The organism is Arthrobacter sp. 01N442 (genome assembly GCF_056399345.1).
In genome coordinates, this window is sequence record NZ_JBFTRD010000004.1 from 69417 (window position 1) to 84963 (window position 15547).

Genomic DNA, 15547 nt, shown 5'->3' on the forward strand with positions numbered 1-15547 from the left:
CCGACCAGGCCGGGAACCTCAGGTACTGCTCTTAGACGATGCGCCTAGACGATGTCTTGGGTCTTGGCGAAGCGGGTGATCGCCCGCTGTGTGCCGCGGTTGGCGAGGACCTGGATGATGGCGCTGACCGAGGCCGAAATCAGCGCGAAGGTCAGGGCCTGGCGCAGCGTGGTGGGGACGTCGTCGTCGTGGCCCTTGGGCGGCTTGTTGCCGGTGGTCTTTTCCCAGACGGTGTCGACCACCTTGGTGCCGACGAAACCGGCGAGGAGGCTGACTCCAGTGCCAAGCAGTTTGATGAAGATGTTCATACTTCGTACTCCTTGCGGGAGGAAACAGGGCTTCCCCTAGCCTAGCGTCCCGAGCGGCCGAGGATTTCGGAAAGTGCCTCGACAACCAGCTCGTGGTCGGCTTTCTGCGGCAGCCCGGACACCGTGACAGTAGCTACCACTCCGGTTCCCCGCACATAGATGGGGAACGAGCCGCCGTGCGCGGCGAACTCCCGCTGGTCGAACCAGGCGTTGTCCTCCATCCTTCCTCCGGCGGCGCGGGCCCGGAGGCCCACCAGCAGGGACGGGACTTCGTACCGCACGGCGGTGCGCTGTTTGGCTTTGATCCAGCGCTCATTGTCCGGCGTGGCGCCCTCCAGCGCGGCGTGGAACAGGACCTGCTCGCCCTTGGTGATGTCGACGGCGATCGGATGGGAACGCTGCCGGCCGAGCTGCACCAGCAGCAGCCCCAGGTCCAGGGCGTCGTCCTTGCTGAACGCCTGGAACTGCAGCTCGTCGATCTCCGCCAGGATGCGGCCGATCAGCGCCGCCAGGGATCCTGGCGGTTGCGGCTCCGCGGAATCCGGGTCGAAGTCGGGGGAAGTCACTGGTGAGTCGGTCAAGGGCTTCAGCTTCCGTCAGTGTCCGGTAATCGCTTCCTGGGCCGACTCTACCAAGCGGGCCGTTGCGGGGCACCGCCGAAGAGGGCCGCCGGGTGTAAACTGGGCCAGCCCACAAGGGCGAATTACATACGACAGGGGAGCGCCGCCGTCGGGCCATCACTGGAGCAGTCCAGGGAACCGTAGGTGGGCGCTGAGAGTGCGGACAGCCGCAGACCCTCGAACCTGATCCGGTTAGTACCGGCGCAAGGGAGTCGAGTTCTCAGGGTGCCCGGCACCCGTGGCGAAAGCCGCGGCGCCGCCGGAGCGCCCTCCCCTCCTGTACCTCAGGAGGACGACATGACTGACATTTCTGCGAAGCAGACGCTTACCGCCGGCAAGTACAGCTGGCGCGTAGTCGACATTGTGGTGGCCGCGTTGATCGCTGTTGCCGGCGGCGTGATTTTTTGGGCCTGGGACCAGGGCGCCAACCTCGTGACGGGCCCGCTCACCGCGGCCTACCCGCCGCTCACCGGGCTCTACGCCGGCGGCTGGATGATCCCGGCGGTGCTGGGCATGCTCGTGGTCCGCAAGCCCGGGGCAGCCCTGTTTTGCGAGGCGGTGGCGGCCACCAGCGAGCTGATCATGGGTTCGCAGTACGGCACCACCGTGCTCATCTCCGGCATTCTGCAGGGCCTCGGCGCGGAACTCGTCTTCGCCGCGTTCCTGTACAAGAAGTTCAACCTGCCCGTGTCCCTGCTGGCCGGCGCCGGCGCGGGCCTGTTCTGCGGCCTGAACGACTCCTTCCTGCCCTGGGGCTGGAACATCGCGTACGAAGCCGGGGACAAGCTCGCCTACATTATCTTCTGCGCCATCTCCGGAGCAGTGATCGCCGGCGGACTGTCCTGGCTCGCCACCCGCGGCCTGGCCAAGACCGGGGTGCTGGCCTCCTTCGCGTCCCGCAAGGCGGCATCGGAACCTGTGTTCTCCTAAGGAACGCATCCGCATGACATCCAACGACTCCGTGCGCCCGGCCGCGGTCAGTGCCCGCGGCTGGGGCTGGCGGCACGCCGGACGGTCCCGTCCCGCCGTGAGCGGCCTGGACCTGGACATCAGCCCGGGCGAGCGTGTGCTCCTGCTGGGCCCGTCCGGCGCGGGCAAGTCCACGCTGTTGCACGCCCTGGCGGGGGTGCTGGGCGACAACAGCGCCGCAGGAACTGCGGCAGCCACCTCGGCCGCCGTTCCAGCGGAGGCCGAGGACGACGACGAAACTGGCACCCTGCTCATCGACGGCGCCCCGCCGCGGGCCCGGCGCGGCCGGGCCGGGCTCATGCAGCAGGACCCGGAGACCCAGGTGGTGCTCTCGCGGCTCGGTGACGACGTGGCGTTCGGAGCCGAAAACCTCTCCGTCCCGCCGGCGGACATCTGGCGCAGGGTGGCGGAGGCGCTCGACGACGTCGGGCTCGGCGGCCTACCGCTGCAGCACCCGACGTCGGCGCTCTCCGGCGGCCAGAAGCAGCGGCTGGCGCTCGCCGGGATCCTTGCGATGCGGCCCGGACTGCTGCTGCTGGACGAGCCCACAGCCAACCTCGACCCGGCCGGGGTCCTGGAGGTCCGCGACGCCGTAGGAAGGTCCCTGGACAAGACGGGGGCCACCCTGGTGGTGGTGGAGCACCGGGTTGCCGTGTGGAAGGACTTGGTGGACCGGATCGTCGTGCTGCAGCCCGGCTCCGGGACGGACTCCGCCGTGCTGCTGGACGGGCCTCCGGACCAGGTCCTGGAACAGGCACGGGACATGCTCATCGCCGCCGGAGTCTGGGTGCCGGGCCACGTGCCGGCCACCCGCCCCCGCAACGCCGGAGCGGACGCGGAAGGGGATGACGCTGCCGGTGAACTGCTGCTGGCTGCCGAGGGGCTGGCCGTATCCCGGGAACGCCCGCGCCGCGCCGGATTGCTGCGGGGCTTCCACACGGTTCCGCCCGCGCCGGTGCAGTCCGGCATCGCCGCCCAGGTCCGGGCGGGCCGGGCGCTGACCATCACCGGCCCCAACGGGTCCGGAAAGTCGACCTTCGCCCTGACCCTGGCGGGCCTGCTGGCACCGGTGGCCGGGGCGGTCTCCGCTACGACCGGGCTGAGCGAGGGCGCGGGCATCGATCCCTATAAGTGGAAGGCCCAGCAGTTGATCGCCAGGATCGGCACGGTGTTCCAGGAACCCGAGCACCAGTTCGTCACCGGCAGGGTGCTGGACGAACTGATGTTCGGTCCCCGGCAGCTGGGCCGCGGCGAAGAACGGGTGGACGAGCTGCTGGAACGCCTGCGGCTCCGCGACCTCGTGGACGCCAACCCCTATACGCTCTCCGGGGGCGAAAAGCGGCGGCTCTCGGTGGCTACCGTGCTGGCTGCGCACCCGCGGGTGCTGATCCTGGACGAGCCCACCTTTGGCCAGGACGCCAACACCTGGGCGGAACTGGCCTCTTTCCTCTCCGAGCTCCTCGACGCCGGGACCGCGGTGGTCTCGGTGACCCACGATGCGGAATTCAGCCAGGTCCTGGGCGGCGCCGAGCTGAAACTCGGCGCACCCCAGCCGGACGGGGTGGCGGCCACATGAGGGACGCGCTGACCCTGCGCGGAAACCACGCTTTGCTGACCCGCGCCAACCCTTTGGCCAAGTTCTCCGGCGTCGTGCTCATCACGATCGCGCTGGCGCTCTCCATCGACTGGGTGTCCGCGTCCGTGGCGCTCGCCTCCGAACTGCTGCTCTTCCCGCTTGCCGGCCTGACCTTGGCCCTGCTCTGGCAGCGCGGCTGGCCGCTGATCCTCGCGGCGGCCGTGGGCGGCTGGAGCACCGCGATCCTGGCCCCGGACCATGGACGGATCCGGCTCGACGTCGGCATCTGGTCCATCAGCGAAGGATCGCTGCAGCTCGGACTGGGCTTCCTGCTGCGCGGCCTCGCGATCGCGCTGCCGGCGGTGCTGCTGATGAGTTGCACGGATCCTACGGACCTGGCCGATGCCCTGGCACAGCAGGCGAAGCTGCCGCACCGCTTCGTGCTGGGCACCCTGGCCGCGATGCGGCTGGTGGGGCTCATGGCCGAGGAATGGCAGACCATCGGCATGGCCCGGCGCGCCCGCGGTGTCGGCTCGCACGGTAATCCCTGGCAGCGGATGAAAGCTACGCTGGGGCAAAGCTTCGGCCTGATGGTCCAGGCGGTCCGCCGCGCTTCCCGGCTCGCGGTGACCATGGAAGCGCGCGGCTTCGGCGGGGCGCAGCGGACCTGGGCTCGGGCGGCCTCGTTCAGCCGGCTGGACGCATGGGTGGTCCTCGGCGGCCTGCTGATTTCCGGCGCTGCCGTGGCCGCGGCCCTCGCTGCAGGGACGTGGAATATGGTGTTTCTCGGGCAGCAGTAGCCGGCGGATCCCTGCCCTCCGACCCCGTCATTAGAAGAAATATCGCACCAGACGAATATTTTGTGAGCTTGCCTGCAGTGCAGGGGGTTTCGTGGCGTCGGATAACTCATCCGTGATATTGATTGATATATGACTCAACAGACTGCTGAACACGTCGGCGCCGTACTGCGGGACGCCCGCGGCGAAAAGGGCTGGACCCAGGGCAGGCTCGCGGCCGAGCTGGGAACCAGCCAAAGCGCCATCGCCCGGATGGAACAGGGCAAGCAGAACCTGAGCCTGAAGATGATCCAGCGGCTCGAATCCATTTTCGGCCGGGCGATCGTCAAAGTCGGCCGGCCGCAGATGACCCACCTGCGCGTGGAAGGCGGACGGACGCTCTCCGGCGCCGTGGACGTGAACAGCAGCAAGAACGCCGGCGTAGCGCTGCTCTGCGCCAGCCTCATCAACCGCGGCACCACCGTCCTGCGCCGGCTGGCCCGGATCGAAGAAGTTAACCGGATCGTGGAGGTGCTGACCAGCATCGGCGTCGAGTGCACCTGGCTCAACGCGAACGACCTGCAGATCCGCCGCCCCGCCGTGCTGGACCTCGACTCGATGGACGTGGAGGCCGCCCGCCGCACCCGCAGCGTCATCATGCTGCTGGGCCCGCTGCTCGATGAGTCCGCCGAATACCGCCTGCCCTACGCCGGCGGCTGCGACCTGGGCACCCGCACCGTGGAGCCGCACATGCAGGCCCTGCGCCAGTTCGACCTCAGTGTGGAGGCAAAGTCCGGCTTCTACAGCGTGCAGGCGCCGCCCGCGGACGGCCACGACCGGTCCTTCGTGCTGAGCGAGCGCGGCGACACCGTGACCGAAAACGCCATCATGGCCGCGGCCCACCGCCGCGGCACCACCGTGATCCGCAACGCCAGCCCCAACTACATGGTCCAGGACCTCTGCTTCTACCTGCAGGGCCTGGGCGTGGAGATCGACGGCGTAGGCACCACGACGCTGAAGATCGCCGGCCGCCCGTCGATCAATGTCGACATCGAGTACTTCCCGTCCGAGGATCCGATCGAGGCGATGAGCCTGATCACCGCCGGCATCGTGACCAACTCCGAGGTGACGATCCGCCGGGTCCCGATCGAATTCATGGAGATCGAGCTGGCAACGCTCGAACAGTTGGGACAGCGGCTGGAGGTATCGGCGGAGTACGTCGCCCGCAACGGCCGCACCCGGCTGGTGGACGTCACCACCCAGCCCTCGGTGCTGCGGGCTCCGGAGGACAAGATCCACCCGATGCCCTTCCCTGGCCTGAACATCGACAACCTGCCGTTCTTCGCCGTGATCGCCGCCAATGCCCACGGCCAGACGATGATCCACGACTGGGTCTACGAGAACAGGGCCATCTACCTGACCGAGCTGAACCGGCTGGGGGCCCAGGTCCAGCTGTTGGACCCGCACCGGATTTACGTCAATGGGCCCACCAAATGGCGTGCGGCGGAAGTCGGCTGCCCGCCGGCCCTGCGCCCGGCGGCCTGCCTGCTGCTGGCCATGCTCGCCGCGCGGGGCGTCTCCGAGCTGCGCAACATCTACGTGATCGAACGCGGCTACGAGGACCTGGCCGAGCGGCTCAACACCATCGGCGCCAAGATCGAGTACTTCCAGGACTGACTCCGCCGGCGACCCCGCCGTTTGGGGGTAGCGCGCCGGGGCGGGTGCTGACGCACAATGGTTGCATGCGCACCTTTGGCGTGGAGGAGGAACTGCTGATCGTGGATCCCGTGACCGGGGTTCCGTTGGCACTGGCCGACGCACTGCTGCGCGGGCTGAAACCCGCCGCTGCAGCATCCGCCGCCGCCGGCCCCGCTGCTACCGATCCGGACCATGACGATTCCGGCTTCAGCTTTGAACTCAAGCTGGAGCAGATCGAGACCCAGACCGTGCCCTGCCTGGACCACGGCGCGCTGCTGCAGCAGATCCGGCAGTCCCGGGCCTTCGCGGGCCGGGTGGCCCGGATGCACGGGGCCCGGGTGGCTGCCCTGGCCACCTCGCCGCTGGAATCTGCCACCCACACGACGCCCAACCCGCGCTACGCCACAATGCAGAAGCGGTTCGGCCTCACCGTCCAGGAGCAGCTGACCTGCGGATTCCACGTCCACACCTTCATCGAGTCCCCGGAAGAGGGCGTCGCCGTCTTAGACCGCATCCGGGACAAACTGGCGGTGTTGATCGCGCTCAGTGCCAACTCGCCGTTCTGGAACGGGACGGAGACCGGCTTCGAGAGCTACCGCACCCAGGCCTGGAACCGTTGGCCGGCCGCTGGGCCCTCCATGATTTTCGGGAGCCTTCCCGTGTACCGGCGGGTGGTTACGCGGCTGCTGGAGAGCGGCGTGCTGTTTGACGAAGGGATGATCTACTTCGATGCCCGGCTGGCCCGGCACCACCCCACGGTGGAGGTCCGGGTTGCGGATGTCTGCCTGCGGGCGGAGGACGCGGCGCTGATCGCCGTCCTGGTGCGGGCCCTGGTGGAGTCCGCCAGCCGGGAGTGGCGCGACGGCGTGGATCCCGTCCCGGTGCCGACCGTGCTGTTGAAGATGGCCGCGTGGCAGGCCAGCAACTGCGGGCTGCGCGGGAAACTCCTCGACTTCGGCAGCTTCCGGCCCGCTCCGGCCGGCGAGGTGGTCCATGCCCTTGTCGACTTCGTCGCCCCCGTCCTGGCGGAGCAGGGGGAGCTTGAGCTGGCGCGGCGGGGCGTGGATCGGGTGCTGGCCAACGGCACGGGCTCGCAGCTGCAGCGTCAGGCGCTCTGCGCACCGGGGCTGGACACGCCCACCGACGACGCCGGCCTGGCCGCCGTCGTCGCCCATGCCGTCCGGGTCACGATGCTCGGCGCGGACGACGAAGAAGCATCGGAGCAGGCCGCGCTGCTCTCGCCGGTGCGCAGGAGCTAGACCTGCTTGAGTGCCTGTCCGAGGTCTCGGATCAGGTCCTCGACGTCTTCCAGGCCCACCGACAGCCGCACCACCCCGTCGCTCAGCCCGATCGCGGCCCGGCCCTCCGGGCCCATGGCGCGGTGCGTCGTGGTGGCCGGATGGGTGATGAGGGACTTTGAGTCGCCGAGGTTGTTGGAAATGTCGATGATCCGCAGCGCGTCCAGCAGCGCGAAGGCAGCCTCCTTGGCCGAGCGGCCGGGCGAAGGCGAGAGCTCCAGCGTCAGCACAGTGCCGCCGGCCTTCATCTGCTTGGCGGCCAGTTCGTATTGCGGGTGGGACGGCAGCAGCGGGTACTTGACCCAGTTGACCGCGGGCTGGGCCTCCAGCCATTCGGCGAGCCGCAGCGCCGAGGCGGAGGAGTGGTTCACCCGCAGGGCCATCGTCTCCAGGCCCTTGCTCAGCACCCAGGCGTTGAAGGCGGACAGTGCCGGGCCGGTGTGGCGCATGAGCTGCTTGACCGGGCCCTCGATGAATTCGCGGGTACCCAGGATCGCGCCGCCGAGGACCCGGCCCTGGCCGTCGATGTGCTTCGTGCCGGAGTACACGATCACGTCCGCGCCGAGCTCCCCGCAGCGCTGCAGCAGGGGAGTGGCGAAGACGTTGTCCACCACCACGGTCGCACCGGCGGCGTGCGCCAGTTCGCTCACCGCGGCGATGTCCACAATTTCCTGCATGGGGTTCGACGGCGACTCAAAGAACACGGCCGTCGTCGGAACGGCCAGCGCGGACCGCCACTGCTCGAGGTCCGGGCCATCCACGAAGACTGTCTCCACGCCCCAGCGCGGCAGGATTTCGTTGAGGATGACGAAACAGGAGCCGAAGAGCGAGCGGGCCGCGACCACCCGGTCGCCGGCCCCCAGCAAGGCGCCGAGTGCGGTGAACACGGCGGACATGCCCGACGCGGTCGCAAAGCACGCCTCGGTCCCCTCCAGCAGCCGGAGCCTTTCCTGGAACGTTGCCACCGAGGGGTTGCCGTAGCGGGAGTAGACGAACCGCTCGTCCTCGCCGGTGAAGGCGCGCTCGGCTGCGGCGGCGGATTCGTAGACGAAGCCCGAGTTCAGGAAAATCGGCTCGGTGGTCTCCTGGAACCCGGTCCGGTCGAGTCCGCCGCGGACGGCCTGGGTGTCCGGGCTCCAGCCCTGGGCGTCGGGATTGAAGCTCACTTAGTGCTTTCCTGGTTGGTGGGCAGGCCGCGGTTCTTCCAGCCGTTCACGGTCCGGCTGCCCGTTGGTCCGGGTTCACCCTCGAAGCCCTCCAGGACGTTGTAGGCGGTGAAGCCGGCCGCCGTGGCGGCGTTGGCGGCGGCGACCGAGCGGGCGCCGGAACGGCACAGAAAGACGAGCTCGGTGCCCTTCGCCTGTTGCTTCAGTTGTTCGCGCAGTTGCCGCTGGAGTTGCTCCAGGAACTGCGGGTTGGCGGCTCCGCCGGCCAGGCTCCACTGGACGAACAGCGGATCCTGCCGCTTTTCGGTGGCGGCCGCGGTGGCCGGGACACCGATCTGCGCCCATTCCCCCTCGGTGCGGACGTCCACCAGGACGGCGCCCGCCTCCAGCTTGGCCCAGGCTTCCTGCGGGCTCAGGTCTCCGGCGTAGCTCATGCGTGGCCCTCGCCAGCGAACTCCGCCCCGTCCAGCTCGTCCACCGCGTTGGCGACCGCGGCGTCGGCGCTCGCGATCGCGGCCGGCAGCACGAGCGCCTGGGCCACGATCACGGTACTGCCGTTGAACGTCGCGGAGGGGCTCCCGTGCAGCACGTAGCCCTCCGCCAGGGCGGCGGAGACACGCTCACAGAAGCTGCGGTCGTCGGGTCCGGTGAACAGGCGGTAGGCCAGTTTTTCCTCGGCCGGCGCCCCGCCGGCGGGGGACTGGGCGGGGGCTGTGGCGGGCACGGCGGATGCGGATGCGTCGGGCATGACGGATCTCCTTACTTTCACGCTTGCAGCTCGAATGGTCGATATGCCGAGTATTCACCTGAGGCACCCCGCCGCGAAAGGGAGGGTTGCCGACCGGCAAGTCAGGGCTTGGCGCCGGGTCTCATTACTCATTCAAAAACGTAGCACTGACGACGCCGGCCGCCACGGCGGCGTCGTCATGTTAAGTCACGCTCCCGCTGGCATGGCACCTTTCCCGGAGCGGTCCAATGTCGTAGTGTCACCGTTGACGCGCCTCCGGGGAACTGCCGGCGCCCATCCGCGCTCTCACACAATGAATTGGGGATCCACATGTACCTGCGACGCCTCGCGCCGATCGCGCTTTTGATGTCTGCCGCCGTCGCCCTCGCCGGCTGCGGCGGTTCGACCGCCCCGGCCGGGACGTCCCCCGCCGGAACGCCGAGCGCGGCAGCGTCCGCCACCGAGTCGCCGAGCCCGACCCCGACTCCCGAGGCAAGGACGTACACCAGGACGGAGCTGGCTGGAATCGTCGCCGGCCTTCGGGACAGCCAGGACAAGCGGCTGACCGCAATCCCGGCGGCCGAGCTGGAGAAGGGTATCGCCTCGTCCAAGGAAATGATGTCCTCGGTGGTAATCACCCCGAAGGCCTGTGCCGCGGTGGCGGACAGCAACGCCCAGATCCCGGCGGGCAGCACCTACGCCGCCGGTGGGTCGCAGTCGGCCAAGATGCGCGCCGTCACGGCAGTGACCCTTGTGGCAGTCAAGGATCCGGCAGTCCTGGCCAAGAACCTCGAGAGTTCCGCCAAGGTCAGCAAGGAGTGCGCCGACTTCACCATCGAGGTCCAGGGCCAGAAGGTCACGAACAAGACCGTGCCCTTGGACGTGAAGACCAACGCGGACAAGACGTATTCGACCCTGATGGTCCAGACGCTGCCGAACAAGGAGACCATCAGCACCTTGGTGGTCATGGGAGTCACCGGCGGGTTCTCGGCCACGGCTGTCGCCACCGGACCGGATGTCACCAAGACGTCCGCGGCCGAGCTGACCCGGCTGGTCAACGACGCCGTCAGCCTGAGCGGCGCCCGGGGCTAAGCCCCGCTCTACTCGATCGTGGCGAACAGTTCGTTGAGCTCGGACGTGAGCTGCCGCCGCCGTTCGGGGGTGCCGATTTCCTTGCCGTCGATGTGGTTCACCGGCGCGAGGAGCCGGATGCTCGAGATGAGCCAGACGGCGTCGGCGTCGTATAGGTCGTCCGGGACGAGCGGGCCGTAGCCCAGCTCCCACCCGGCGGCCTTGGCCGCGGTGAACAGGGCGCCCTGGGAGGTGCCGGGAAGGATTCCGCTGTCCAGCTGCGGGGTGATCAGCCGGCGCACGGTGCGGACTCCGCCCGCGCCGTCGTCGCTGGTCTCCAGGTGCGCCAGCAGCACGGTCGACGTCGGGCCCTCCAGGACCCGGCCGTCGGCGGAGGTGAAGATGACGTCGTCCGCGCCCTGGTGGTGGGCGTACCGGAGCGCCGCCATGTTGACCGCATAGGACAGGGTCTTGGCGCCCAGCAGCAGCCACGGGGCGCGCTCGCCCACCTCGCTGTCGTAGCCGCGGTCCAGCAGGAGGACGTCGATGCCGGTCTCGCGTTGCCGGCGGCCGGCTTCCGGGGGAGGTGAGGCCTGCACCCAGCACGTCGGCGTGGCGGCGCCCTCGACGCCGCGGCTGGCGAGCAGCTTCACCACGACTTCGTCCGCTTCGCCGTCGCCGCTGGCTTCGGCCGCCTCGCCGCGGTATTCGCTGACTGCGGTCTCGATCGCGCGGCGCCAGGCGTCCTCGGCCGGGATGTCCAGCTCCAGCGCGCGCGCCGAGCCCGCCAGCCGGCTCAGGTGGGCCTGCAGCTTGCGCGGACGCCCCCCGACCACCAGCAACGACTCGAAAATGCCGTCCCCGCGGGTGGCGCCCTGATCGGTGGCCATCAGCTGGGGCTTGGACGAGTCGGCGACGCGGCCGTTCTCAAACGCGGGATCGAGGAAGACCAGCACCGTTGCGCGGGCCGGATCAGAGGCGGGGGTAGTCATGCCTTCAGCTTAGTGCGGGAGTTGACGGGATAGGATTTGACGGTTACCCGTTCCGGAACTGTTCCGCGGGTCTGGAACTTGAGGGGTTCACCTGTGCTGTGGCCATTTTCGCTGACGGATTCGCTTCCGTCCTGGGTGATCCTGATCCTGACCGTCGTCGATCTTGGGATCCGGGTCCTTGCCCTCGGCATCATTCCCGGAAACCGGCGTCCGACCACCGCCATGGCTTGGCTCCTGATCATCTTCTTCGTCCCGGCCGTGGGCCTGGTCCTCTTCCTGCTCTTCGGGAATTTCCGGCTCTCCCGCAAGCGCCGTGCGCAGCAGGACGCGGTGAATACCCGGGTGCGGGCCGGCACGTCCGAGCTGGCCATGGTCGAAAGCCACTATGACGGCCCGGAATGGGTGTCCTCCGCGGCGGAGCTGAACAAGACCCTCGGCTCGCTGCCGATGGTGGACGGCAACCACGTGGAGCTCCTGCCCGGCTACCCGGACTCCATCAAGGCGATGGCGGCCGCCGTGCGCGAAGCCGAGTCCTTTATCAACGCCGAGTTCTACATCCTGAGTTCGGACCACGTCACGGACGACCTGCTCACGGCGATGGAAGAGGCCGCCGAGCGCGGCGTCGAGGTCCGCCTCCTGTTCGACCACCTGGGCACCCTGCGGATCAAGGGCTACAGCAAGCTCATCGCCCGGCTCAAGGCCAGCAAAATCCGCTGGCGGCCCATGCTCCCGCTGCGGCCGGTGCACGGCCAGTGGCGCCGCCCGGACCTTCGCAACCACCGCAAGATCATGGTGATCGACGGCGAAGTCGCCTTCACCGGTTCGCAGAACCTGATCGAGCCCTCCTACAACAACCCGCGGCACCGCAAGATCGGCCGGGAATGGGTCGAGCTGATGGCCTGCCTGCGCGGGCCGATCGTCACCACCCTCAACGTGGTGTTCGCCACCGACTGGCTCAGCGAGACCGACGAATCCCTGGAACACCAGCTGGCGCACCGGCCGGAAGCGCACCCCGGCAACATCACCGCCCAGGTGGTGCCCAGCGGTCCCGGCTTCATCACCGAGAACAACCTGCGCCTCTTCAACACCCTGATCTACTCCGCGCAGCACAAGATTTCGATCTGCAGCCCGTACTTCGTCCCGGATGATTCGCTGCTGTATGCGGTGACGACGGCGGCGCAGCGCGGCGTGGATGTTGAGCTCTTCGTCTCGGAAAAGGGCGACCAGTTCCTGGTCCACCACGCCCAGCAGTCGTACTACGAGGCGCTGCTGGAGGCGGGGGTGCGGATCTACCTCTACAAGGCCCCGTTCGTGCTGCACGCCAAGCACTTCACGATCGACAACGAGGTCGCCGTGCTGGGCTCCAGCAACATGGACATGCGCTCCTTCTCGCTGAACCTTGAGGTCTCGGTGATGCTCCTGGGTGAGGACATCGTGCGGCGGATCAGCGCCGTCGAGGACACCTACCGGGGCATCTCGCGGGAACTGACGCTCGAGGACTGGATGAAGCGGCCCGTGGGCGTCAAGTACGTGGACAACGTCGCCCGGCTCACCTCCACCCTGCAGTAGCCCGGCCGCCGGTGCCCCGGCGTGCCGCCTAGCCCGGCGGGAACTCCGCGCCGAGGGCCGAGAGCACGCCGAAGGCTTTGGTCCGAATCTCCTCGTACTCTTCCTGCGGCGAGGAATCGGCGGTGATGGCGCCGCCGACGCCGAGCGTGAGGGCGCTGGCTTGATCCGCACCGCGGGACACCACCAGGGTCCGGATCGCCACCGCGAGATCGGTGGCGCCGCTGAGCGAGAAGTAGCCGATTGCTCCGGAGTAGACCCCCCGCGGCGCGCCCTCGAGTCGGTCCAGGATGGCCATGGTGCTGACCTTCGGGGCGCCGGTCATGGAACCGGCCGGAAAGCAGGCCGCCACGGCTTCGGCCCGCGGCATGCCCGGCCGGAGGCGGGCATCGATGGTGCTGACCATCTGGTGGACGGTGGCGTAGCTTTCGATCGCACACAGCCTGCTGACGGACACGGATCCGGGCACCGCGAAGTGGCTCAGGTCGTTGCGGAGCAGGTCCACGATCATGATGTTCTCGGCCCGGTCCTTCGGCGAGGATTCCAGCTCGCGGCGCAGCAGCTCGTCCCGGGCGGCGTCGGAGGCCCGGCTCCGGGTGCCCTTGATCGGTTCGGCCCGCATCGCCCCGTCGGCGTCTATCCGCAGGAAGCGTTCCGGCGAGGTGCTGGCGACGGTGACGTCGTCCAAGCGCAGGTAGCTCGCGAACGGTGCGGGGTTGCGCCGGCGCAGCGCCAGGTACGCCTGCCACGGTTCGAAATCCCCGGCGGCCGCGGTGGCCGTCAGCGCCGTCGTGAGGCAGACCTCGTAGCTGTTGCCCTCCGCGATCTCGTGTTGCGCCTTGCCGATCTTGGCCTTGTACGCAGCTTCGGTGTCCCGGGCGCTGAACGCCAGGGCGGTGCCGTTACCGGCGGCGGGACCGGTACTGGCCGGTTCCCGGTCCGCGGAAGCCGCCGCCACCGCCGCCCGCGCCGTGGCCAGCCAGTCGCCGGCGTCGGGGGAGTCGAGGGCGAGCAGCCAGGCCGCGCCCTCCCGGTGGTCCAGGACAACGGCGCGGCCGGCGAAGATCAGGCTGGCATCCGCGGAGCTGGCACCGACGTCGCTGCCGCCCGTCTCGCGCTTGAGCTCGTAGCCGAGGTAGCCGAGCCAGCCCAGGGTGAACTCGCATTGATAGCCCGCCGGACCGCGCACGACGTCGCGGCCCCAGACGCCGTCAAGCCAGCGGAAGAACCCTCCCTCGGTCTGCGCGGTGGCGTTGCCAACGCGCACCTCGGTCCGGCCGGAGCGGTGCCGGGCCGACTGGCCGTAGCTGCCGCCGTCGTCCGCCAGGATGCTGAAACGGCTGCGTTCGGCGGCCTCCCCGCCCCAGCCCCGGCCGTCCTGGCCATTCGGGGGGAGTGAGGAATCCAGCCAGACCGCGTTGCGGGAGCGGCCGTAGAGCGCCTCGAAGAGCCGGGCGGGGTGCGGCTCGGCGTCGATCCGTTCGGCCCGGAGCTGGAGTCCGCGGCTGGCCGACAGTTCGGGGAGGAGTACGGGGGCCAGGGCTGGCAGGTACTGGAGGGCCTGCAGCACCTCGGCCGGGGCGGCGCCGTCGGCGAGGTTGAGAACCCGCACATCGGCCCGGGAAGGAACGTCGTCGAAGGCCAGCCACTCATCTTCCTGGCCGGCCCATTGCTCCCAGAAAGGCTCGTAGCTCGCGCCATCGCGGGCAATCGCCCGGGTGCGGCGCTGCTCGTCGGGGGAATCGGCCCAGACCACGGCGTCGAGGAAGGGCGCGGCGGCCACGGCTGCGGCGCCCACGCCCTCGACCAAGACGATTTCGGCAGGCTGCGTGAGGCGGGCCGCGCCGTCGTAGTGCCGTTCCCAGTCCCAGCTGACCCAGTGGGCCGGTTCGCCGCGGCGCAGCGGGGCAAGCACGGTGGCGGCATAGCGTTCAATGCCGGCGGCCAGGCCGTTCCAGCCGGGGTAGATGTCCTCCAGATGGAAAAGCGAGACCTTGTGGTGTTCCCGGAGCCGGGCCGCGAGTTCGATCGCCAGGGTGGTCTTTCCTGCGCCGGAGCGCCCGTCGATGGCGATGATGACGGGTGCGGGGCTCATGAACTAGAGCGTACCCGGTGCCCCGCGTTGTCCCGGTGCGGCTGGTCCGGGCTGGTCTCCACGCGCCCGCCGCGTTCCTGCAGTTGGGCCCTGACGTGCTCAAGGATGCCCGGGATGGCGGCGTGGATCAGCTCCCAGGTGTTGTCGAAGTCGGTGTGTCCGCCAAACCATGGGTCCTCAATGCCCTGGTCCAGGGGGTCCTTGCCGGCGACTGCGGGGTCGAAGCTGCGCAGCATCCGGATCTTTGCCAGCGAGGCGTGGTCCGGTGCAGCCTGGCGCAGCCAGCCGTAGTGGTCCACGTCCAGGGCGAGGATCAGCTCACGTGAGTGGAACCACTCGCTGCGCCACTCGCGGGCGATGTGCCGCTCGGAGGAGATGCTGTGGGCCGCCAGTTTGCGGGCGGCCCGGGGATCGATCGGACGGCCTGCCTCGTAGGAGGTGATGCCGGCGGAGTCGATCTCGAGGCCGGTCAATTGTGCGACGGTGGCGGCTTCTGCGAGCATCAGTTCGGCCATCGGGGACCGGCAGATGTTTCCGGTGCAGACCGTGATGATCCGGTACTGGCTCGACGTTGAGGTCATGACTAAGCATGGCGGATTCGGTGGCGTCTTGGCTAGTCGGTCGGCCGCGAATGTTACAGATGTGTCATTTCACTATTCGCAATTTGACAAGCGTTGGGGCGGGC

General features: G+C 68.9%; 15 protein-coding genes and 2 riboswitches. Of the genes, 7 read left to right on the forward strand and 8 right to left on the reverse strand.

Going from position 1 to position 15547, the window contains the following annotated elements:
- Positions 1 to 44: 44 nt before the first annotated feature.
- Together AC1DNC_RS07630 and AC1DNC_RS07635 are read right to left on the reverse strand one after the other, a co-directional pair.
- Positions 45 to 308 carry a DUF4235 domain-containing protein gene (locus AC1DNC_RS07630; RefSeq protein ID WP_476861964.1) on the reverse strand — a complete coding sequence of 88 codons (264 nt, stop codon included), beginning with the start codon at positions 306 to 308 and terminating at the stop codon, positions 45 to 47.
- A 41-nt stretch (positions 309 to 349) separates the two neighbouring features.
- The gene (locus AC1DNC_RS07635; protein ID WP_476861965.1) at positions 350 to 889 is read right to left on the reverse strand and encodes a heme-degrading domain-containing protein; all 540 of its coding nucleotides are present in this window, start codon (positions 887 to 889) and stop codon (positions 350 to 352) included.
- 123 nt (positions 890 to 1012) lie between these two features.
- A riboswitch (TPP riboswitch) is annotated at positions 1013 to 1156 on the forward strand.
- A 69-nt stretch (positions 1157 to 1225) separates the two neighbouring features.
- Here AC1DNC_RS07635 and AC1DNC_RS07640 point away from each other — a divergent pair.
- The 5 genes from AC1DNC_RS07640 (at position 1226) to AC1DNC_RS07660 (ending at position 7206) form a co-directional block, all read left to right on the forward strand.
- Positions 1226 to 1858 carry an ECF transporter S component gene (locus AC1DNC_RS07640; RefSeq protein WP_476861966.1) on the forward strand — a complete coding sequence of 211 codons (633 nt, stop codon included), beginning with the start codon at positions 1226 to 1228 and terminating at the stop codon, positions 1856 to 1858.
- 13 nt (positions 1859 to 1871) lie between these two features.
- Positions 1872 to 3473 carry an ABC transporter ATP-binding protein gene (locus tag AC1DNC_RS07645; RefSeq protein WP_476861967.1) on the forward strand — a complete coding sequence of 534 codons (1602 nt, stop codon included), beginning with the start codon at positions 1872 to 1874 and terminating at the stop codon, positions 3471 to 3473.
- Positions 3470 to 4273 (forward strand): energy-coupling factor transporter transmembrane component T family protein, encoded by an 804-nt coding sequence (locus AC1DNC_RS07650; RefSeq protein WP_476861968.1) that lies wholly within the window; start codon positions 3470 to 3472, stop codon positions 4271 to 4273. Before AC1DNC_RS07645 ends, AC1DNC_RS07650 begins: the two co-directional genes overlap by 4 nt.
- A 129-nt stretch (positions 4274 to 4402) precedes the next feature.
- The gene (locus AC1DNC_RS07655; RefSeq protein ID WP_476861969.1) at positions 4403 to 5926 is read left to right on the forward strand and encodes a UDP-N-acetylglucosamine 1-carboxyvinyltransferase; all 1524 of its coding nucleotides are present in this window, start codon (positions 4403 to 4405) and stop codon (positions 5924 to 5926) included.
- A gap of 65 nt (positions 5927 to 5991) precedes the next feature.
- Entirely contained in the window at positions 5992 to 7206 is a 1215-nt protein-coding gene (locus tag AC1DNC_RS07660; RefSeq protein ID WP_476861970.1) for a glutamate--cysteine ligase 2, read from the forward strand.
- On the opposite strand, the gene AC1DNC_RS07665 is transcribed toward AC1DNC_RS07660, so the two are convergent.
- Genes AC1DNC_RS07665 through AC1DNC_RS07675 form a run of 3 tightly spaced genes read right to left on the reverse strand, consistent with a single transcriptional unit; the run spans position 7203 to position 9159 of the window.
- Positions 7203 to 8411, reverse strand: a complete 1209-nt coding sequence (locus AC1DNC_RS07665; RefSeq protein ID WP_476861971.1) for an O-succinylhomoserine sulfhydrylase — start codon at positions 8409 to 8411, stop codon at positions 7203 to 7205. The two genes, AC1DNC_RS07660 and AC1DNC_RS07665, sit on opposite strands and share 4 nt — an antisense overlap.
- Positions 8408 to 8845, reverse strand: a complete 438-nt coding sequence (locus AC1DNC_RS07670) for a rhodanese-like domain-containing protein (RefSeq protein WP_476861972.1) — start codon at positions 8843 to 8845, stop codon at positions 8408 to 8410. Before AC1DNC_RS07670 ends, AC1DNC_RS07665 begins: the two co-directional genes overlap by 4 nt.
- Complete coding sequence (locus tag AC1DNC_RS07675; RefSeq protein WP_476861973.1) at positions 8842 to 9159, reverse strand: DUF1737 domain-containing protein; 318 nt, start codon at positions 9157 to 9159, stop codon at positions 8842 to 8844. Before AC1DNC_RS07675 ends, AC1DNC_RS07670 begins: the two co-directional genes overlap by 4 nt.
- Positions 9160 to 9173: 14 nt before the next feature.
- Positions 9174 to 9288, reverse strand: a riboswitch (SAM riboswitch).
- Positions 9289 to 9468: 180 nt separating this feature from the next.
- Here AC1DNC_RS07675 and AC1DNC_RS07680 point away from each other — a divergent pair.
- Complete coding sequence (locus AC1DNC_RS07680; protein WP_476861974.1) at positions 9469 to 10230, forward strand: hypothetical protein; 762 nt, start codon at positions 9469 to 9471, stop codon at positions 10228 to 10230.
- A gap of 8 nt (positions 10231 to 10238) precedes the next feature.
- Here AC1DNC_RS07680 and AC1DNC_RS07685 read toward each other — a convergent pair whose 3' ends face one another.
- The gene (locus AC1DNC_RS07685; RefSeq protein WP_476861975.1) at positions 10239 to 11201 is read right to left on the reverse strand and encodes an aminodeoxychorismate lyase; all 963 of its coding nucleotides are present in this window, start codon (positions 11199 to 11201) and stop codon (positions 10239 to 10241) included.
- Between the two features lie 93 nt (positions 11202 to 11294).
- Here AC1DNC_RS07685 and cls point away from each other — a divergent pair, with 93 nt between their 5' ends.
- Complete coding sequence (cls, locus tag AC1DNC_RS07690) at positions 11295 to 12770, forward strand: cardiolipin synthase (RefSeq protein WP_476861976.1); 1476 nt, start codon at positions 11295 to 11297, stop codon at positions 12768 to 12770.
- 28 nt (positions 12771 to 12798) lie between these two features.
- On the opposite strand, the gene pabB is transcribed toward cls, so the two are convergent.
- The gene (pabB, locus tag AC1DNC_RS07695) at positions 12799 to 14862 is read right to left on the reverse strand and encodes an aminodeoxychorismate synthase component I (RefSeq protein ID WP_476861977.1); all 2064 of its coding nucleotides are present in this window, start codon (positions 14860 to 14862) and stop codon (positions 12799 to 12801) included.
- Positions 14859 to 15443 (reverse strand): low molecular weight protein-tyrosine-phosphatase, encoded by a 585-nt coding sequence (locus tag AC1DNC_RS07700; protein WP_476861978.1) that lies wholly within the window; start codon positions 15441 to 15443, stop codon positions 14859 to 14861. The genes pabB and AC1DNC_RS07700 overlap by 4 nt, the downstream gene beginning before the upstream one ends.
- Between the last annotated feature and the right edge of the window lie 104 nt (positions 15444 to 15547).

Coding starts and splice junctions, on each gene's coding strand:
- AC1DNC_RS07670 (WP_476861972.1), bottom strand. CDS start 8,845: ATGAGCTACGCCGGAGACCTGAGCCCGCAGGAAGCCTGGGCCAAGCTG.
- AC1DNC_RS07650 (WP_476861968.1), top strand. CDS start 3,470: ATGAGGGACGCGCTGACCCTGCGCGGAAACCACGCTTTGCTGACCCGC.
- AC1DNC_RS07630 (WP_476861964.1), bottom strand. CDS start 308: ATGAACATCTTCATCAAACTGCTTGGCACTGGAGTCAGCCTCCTCGCC.
- AC1DNC_RS07680 (WP_476861974.1), top strand. CDS start 9,469: ATGTACCTGCGACGCCTCGCGCCGATCGCGCTTTTGATGTCTGCCGCC.
- AC1DNC_RS07645 (WP_476861967.1), top strand. CDS start 1,872: ATGACATCCAACGACTCCGTGCGCCCGGCCGCGGTCAGTGCCCGCGGC.
- AC1DNC_RS07655 (WP_476861969.1), top strand. CDS start 4,403: ATGACTCAACAGACTGCTGAACACGTCGGCGCCGTACTGCGGGACGCC.
- AC1DNC_RS07660 (WP_476861970.1), top strand. CDS start 5,992: ATGCGCACCTTTGGCGTGGAGGAGGAACTGCTGATCGTGGATCCCGTG.
- AC1DNC_RS07685 (WP_476861975.1), bottom strand. CDS start 11,201: ATGACTACCCCCGCCTCTGATCCGGCCCGCGCAACGGTGCTGGTCTTC.
- AC1DNC_RS07700 (WP_476861978.1), bottom strand. CDS start 15,443: ATGACCTCAACGTCGAGCCAGTACCGGATCATCACGGTCTGCACCGGA.
- pabB (WP_476861977.1), bottom strand. CDS start 14,862: ATGAGCCCCGCACCCGTCATCATCGCCATCGACGGGCGCTCCGGCGCA.
- AC1DNC_RS07640 (WP_476861966.1), top strand. CDS start 1,226: ATGACTGACATTTCTGCGAAGCAGACGCTTACCGCCGGCAAGTACAGC.
- AC1DNC_RS07675 (WP_476861973.1), bottom strand. CDS start 9,159: ATGCCCGACGCATCCGCATCCGCCGTGCCCGCCACAGCCCCCGCCCAG.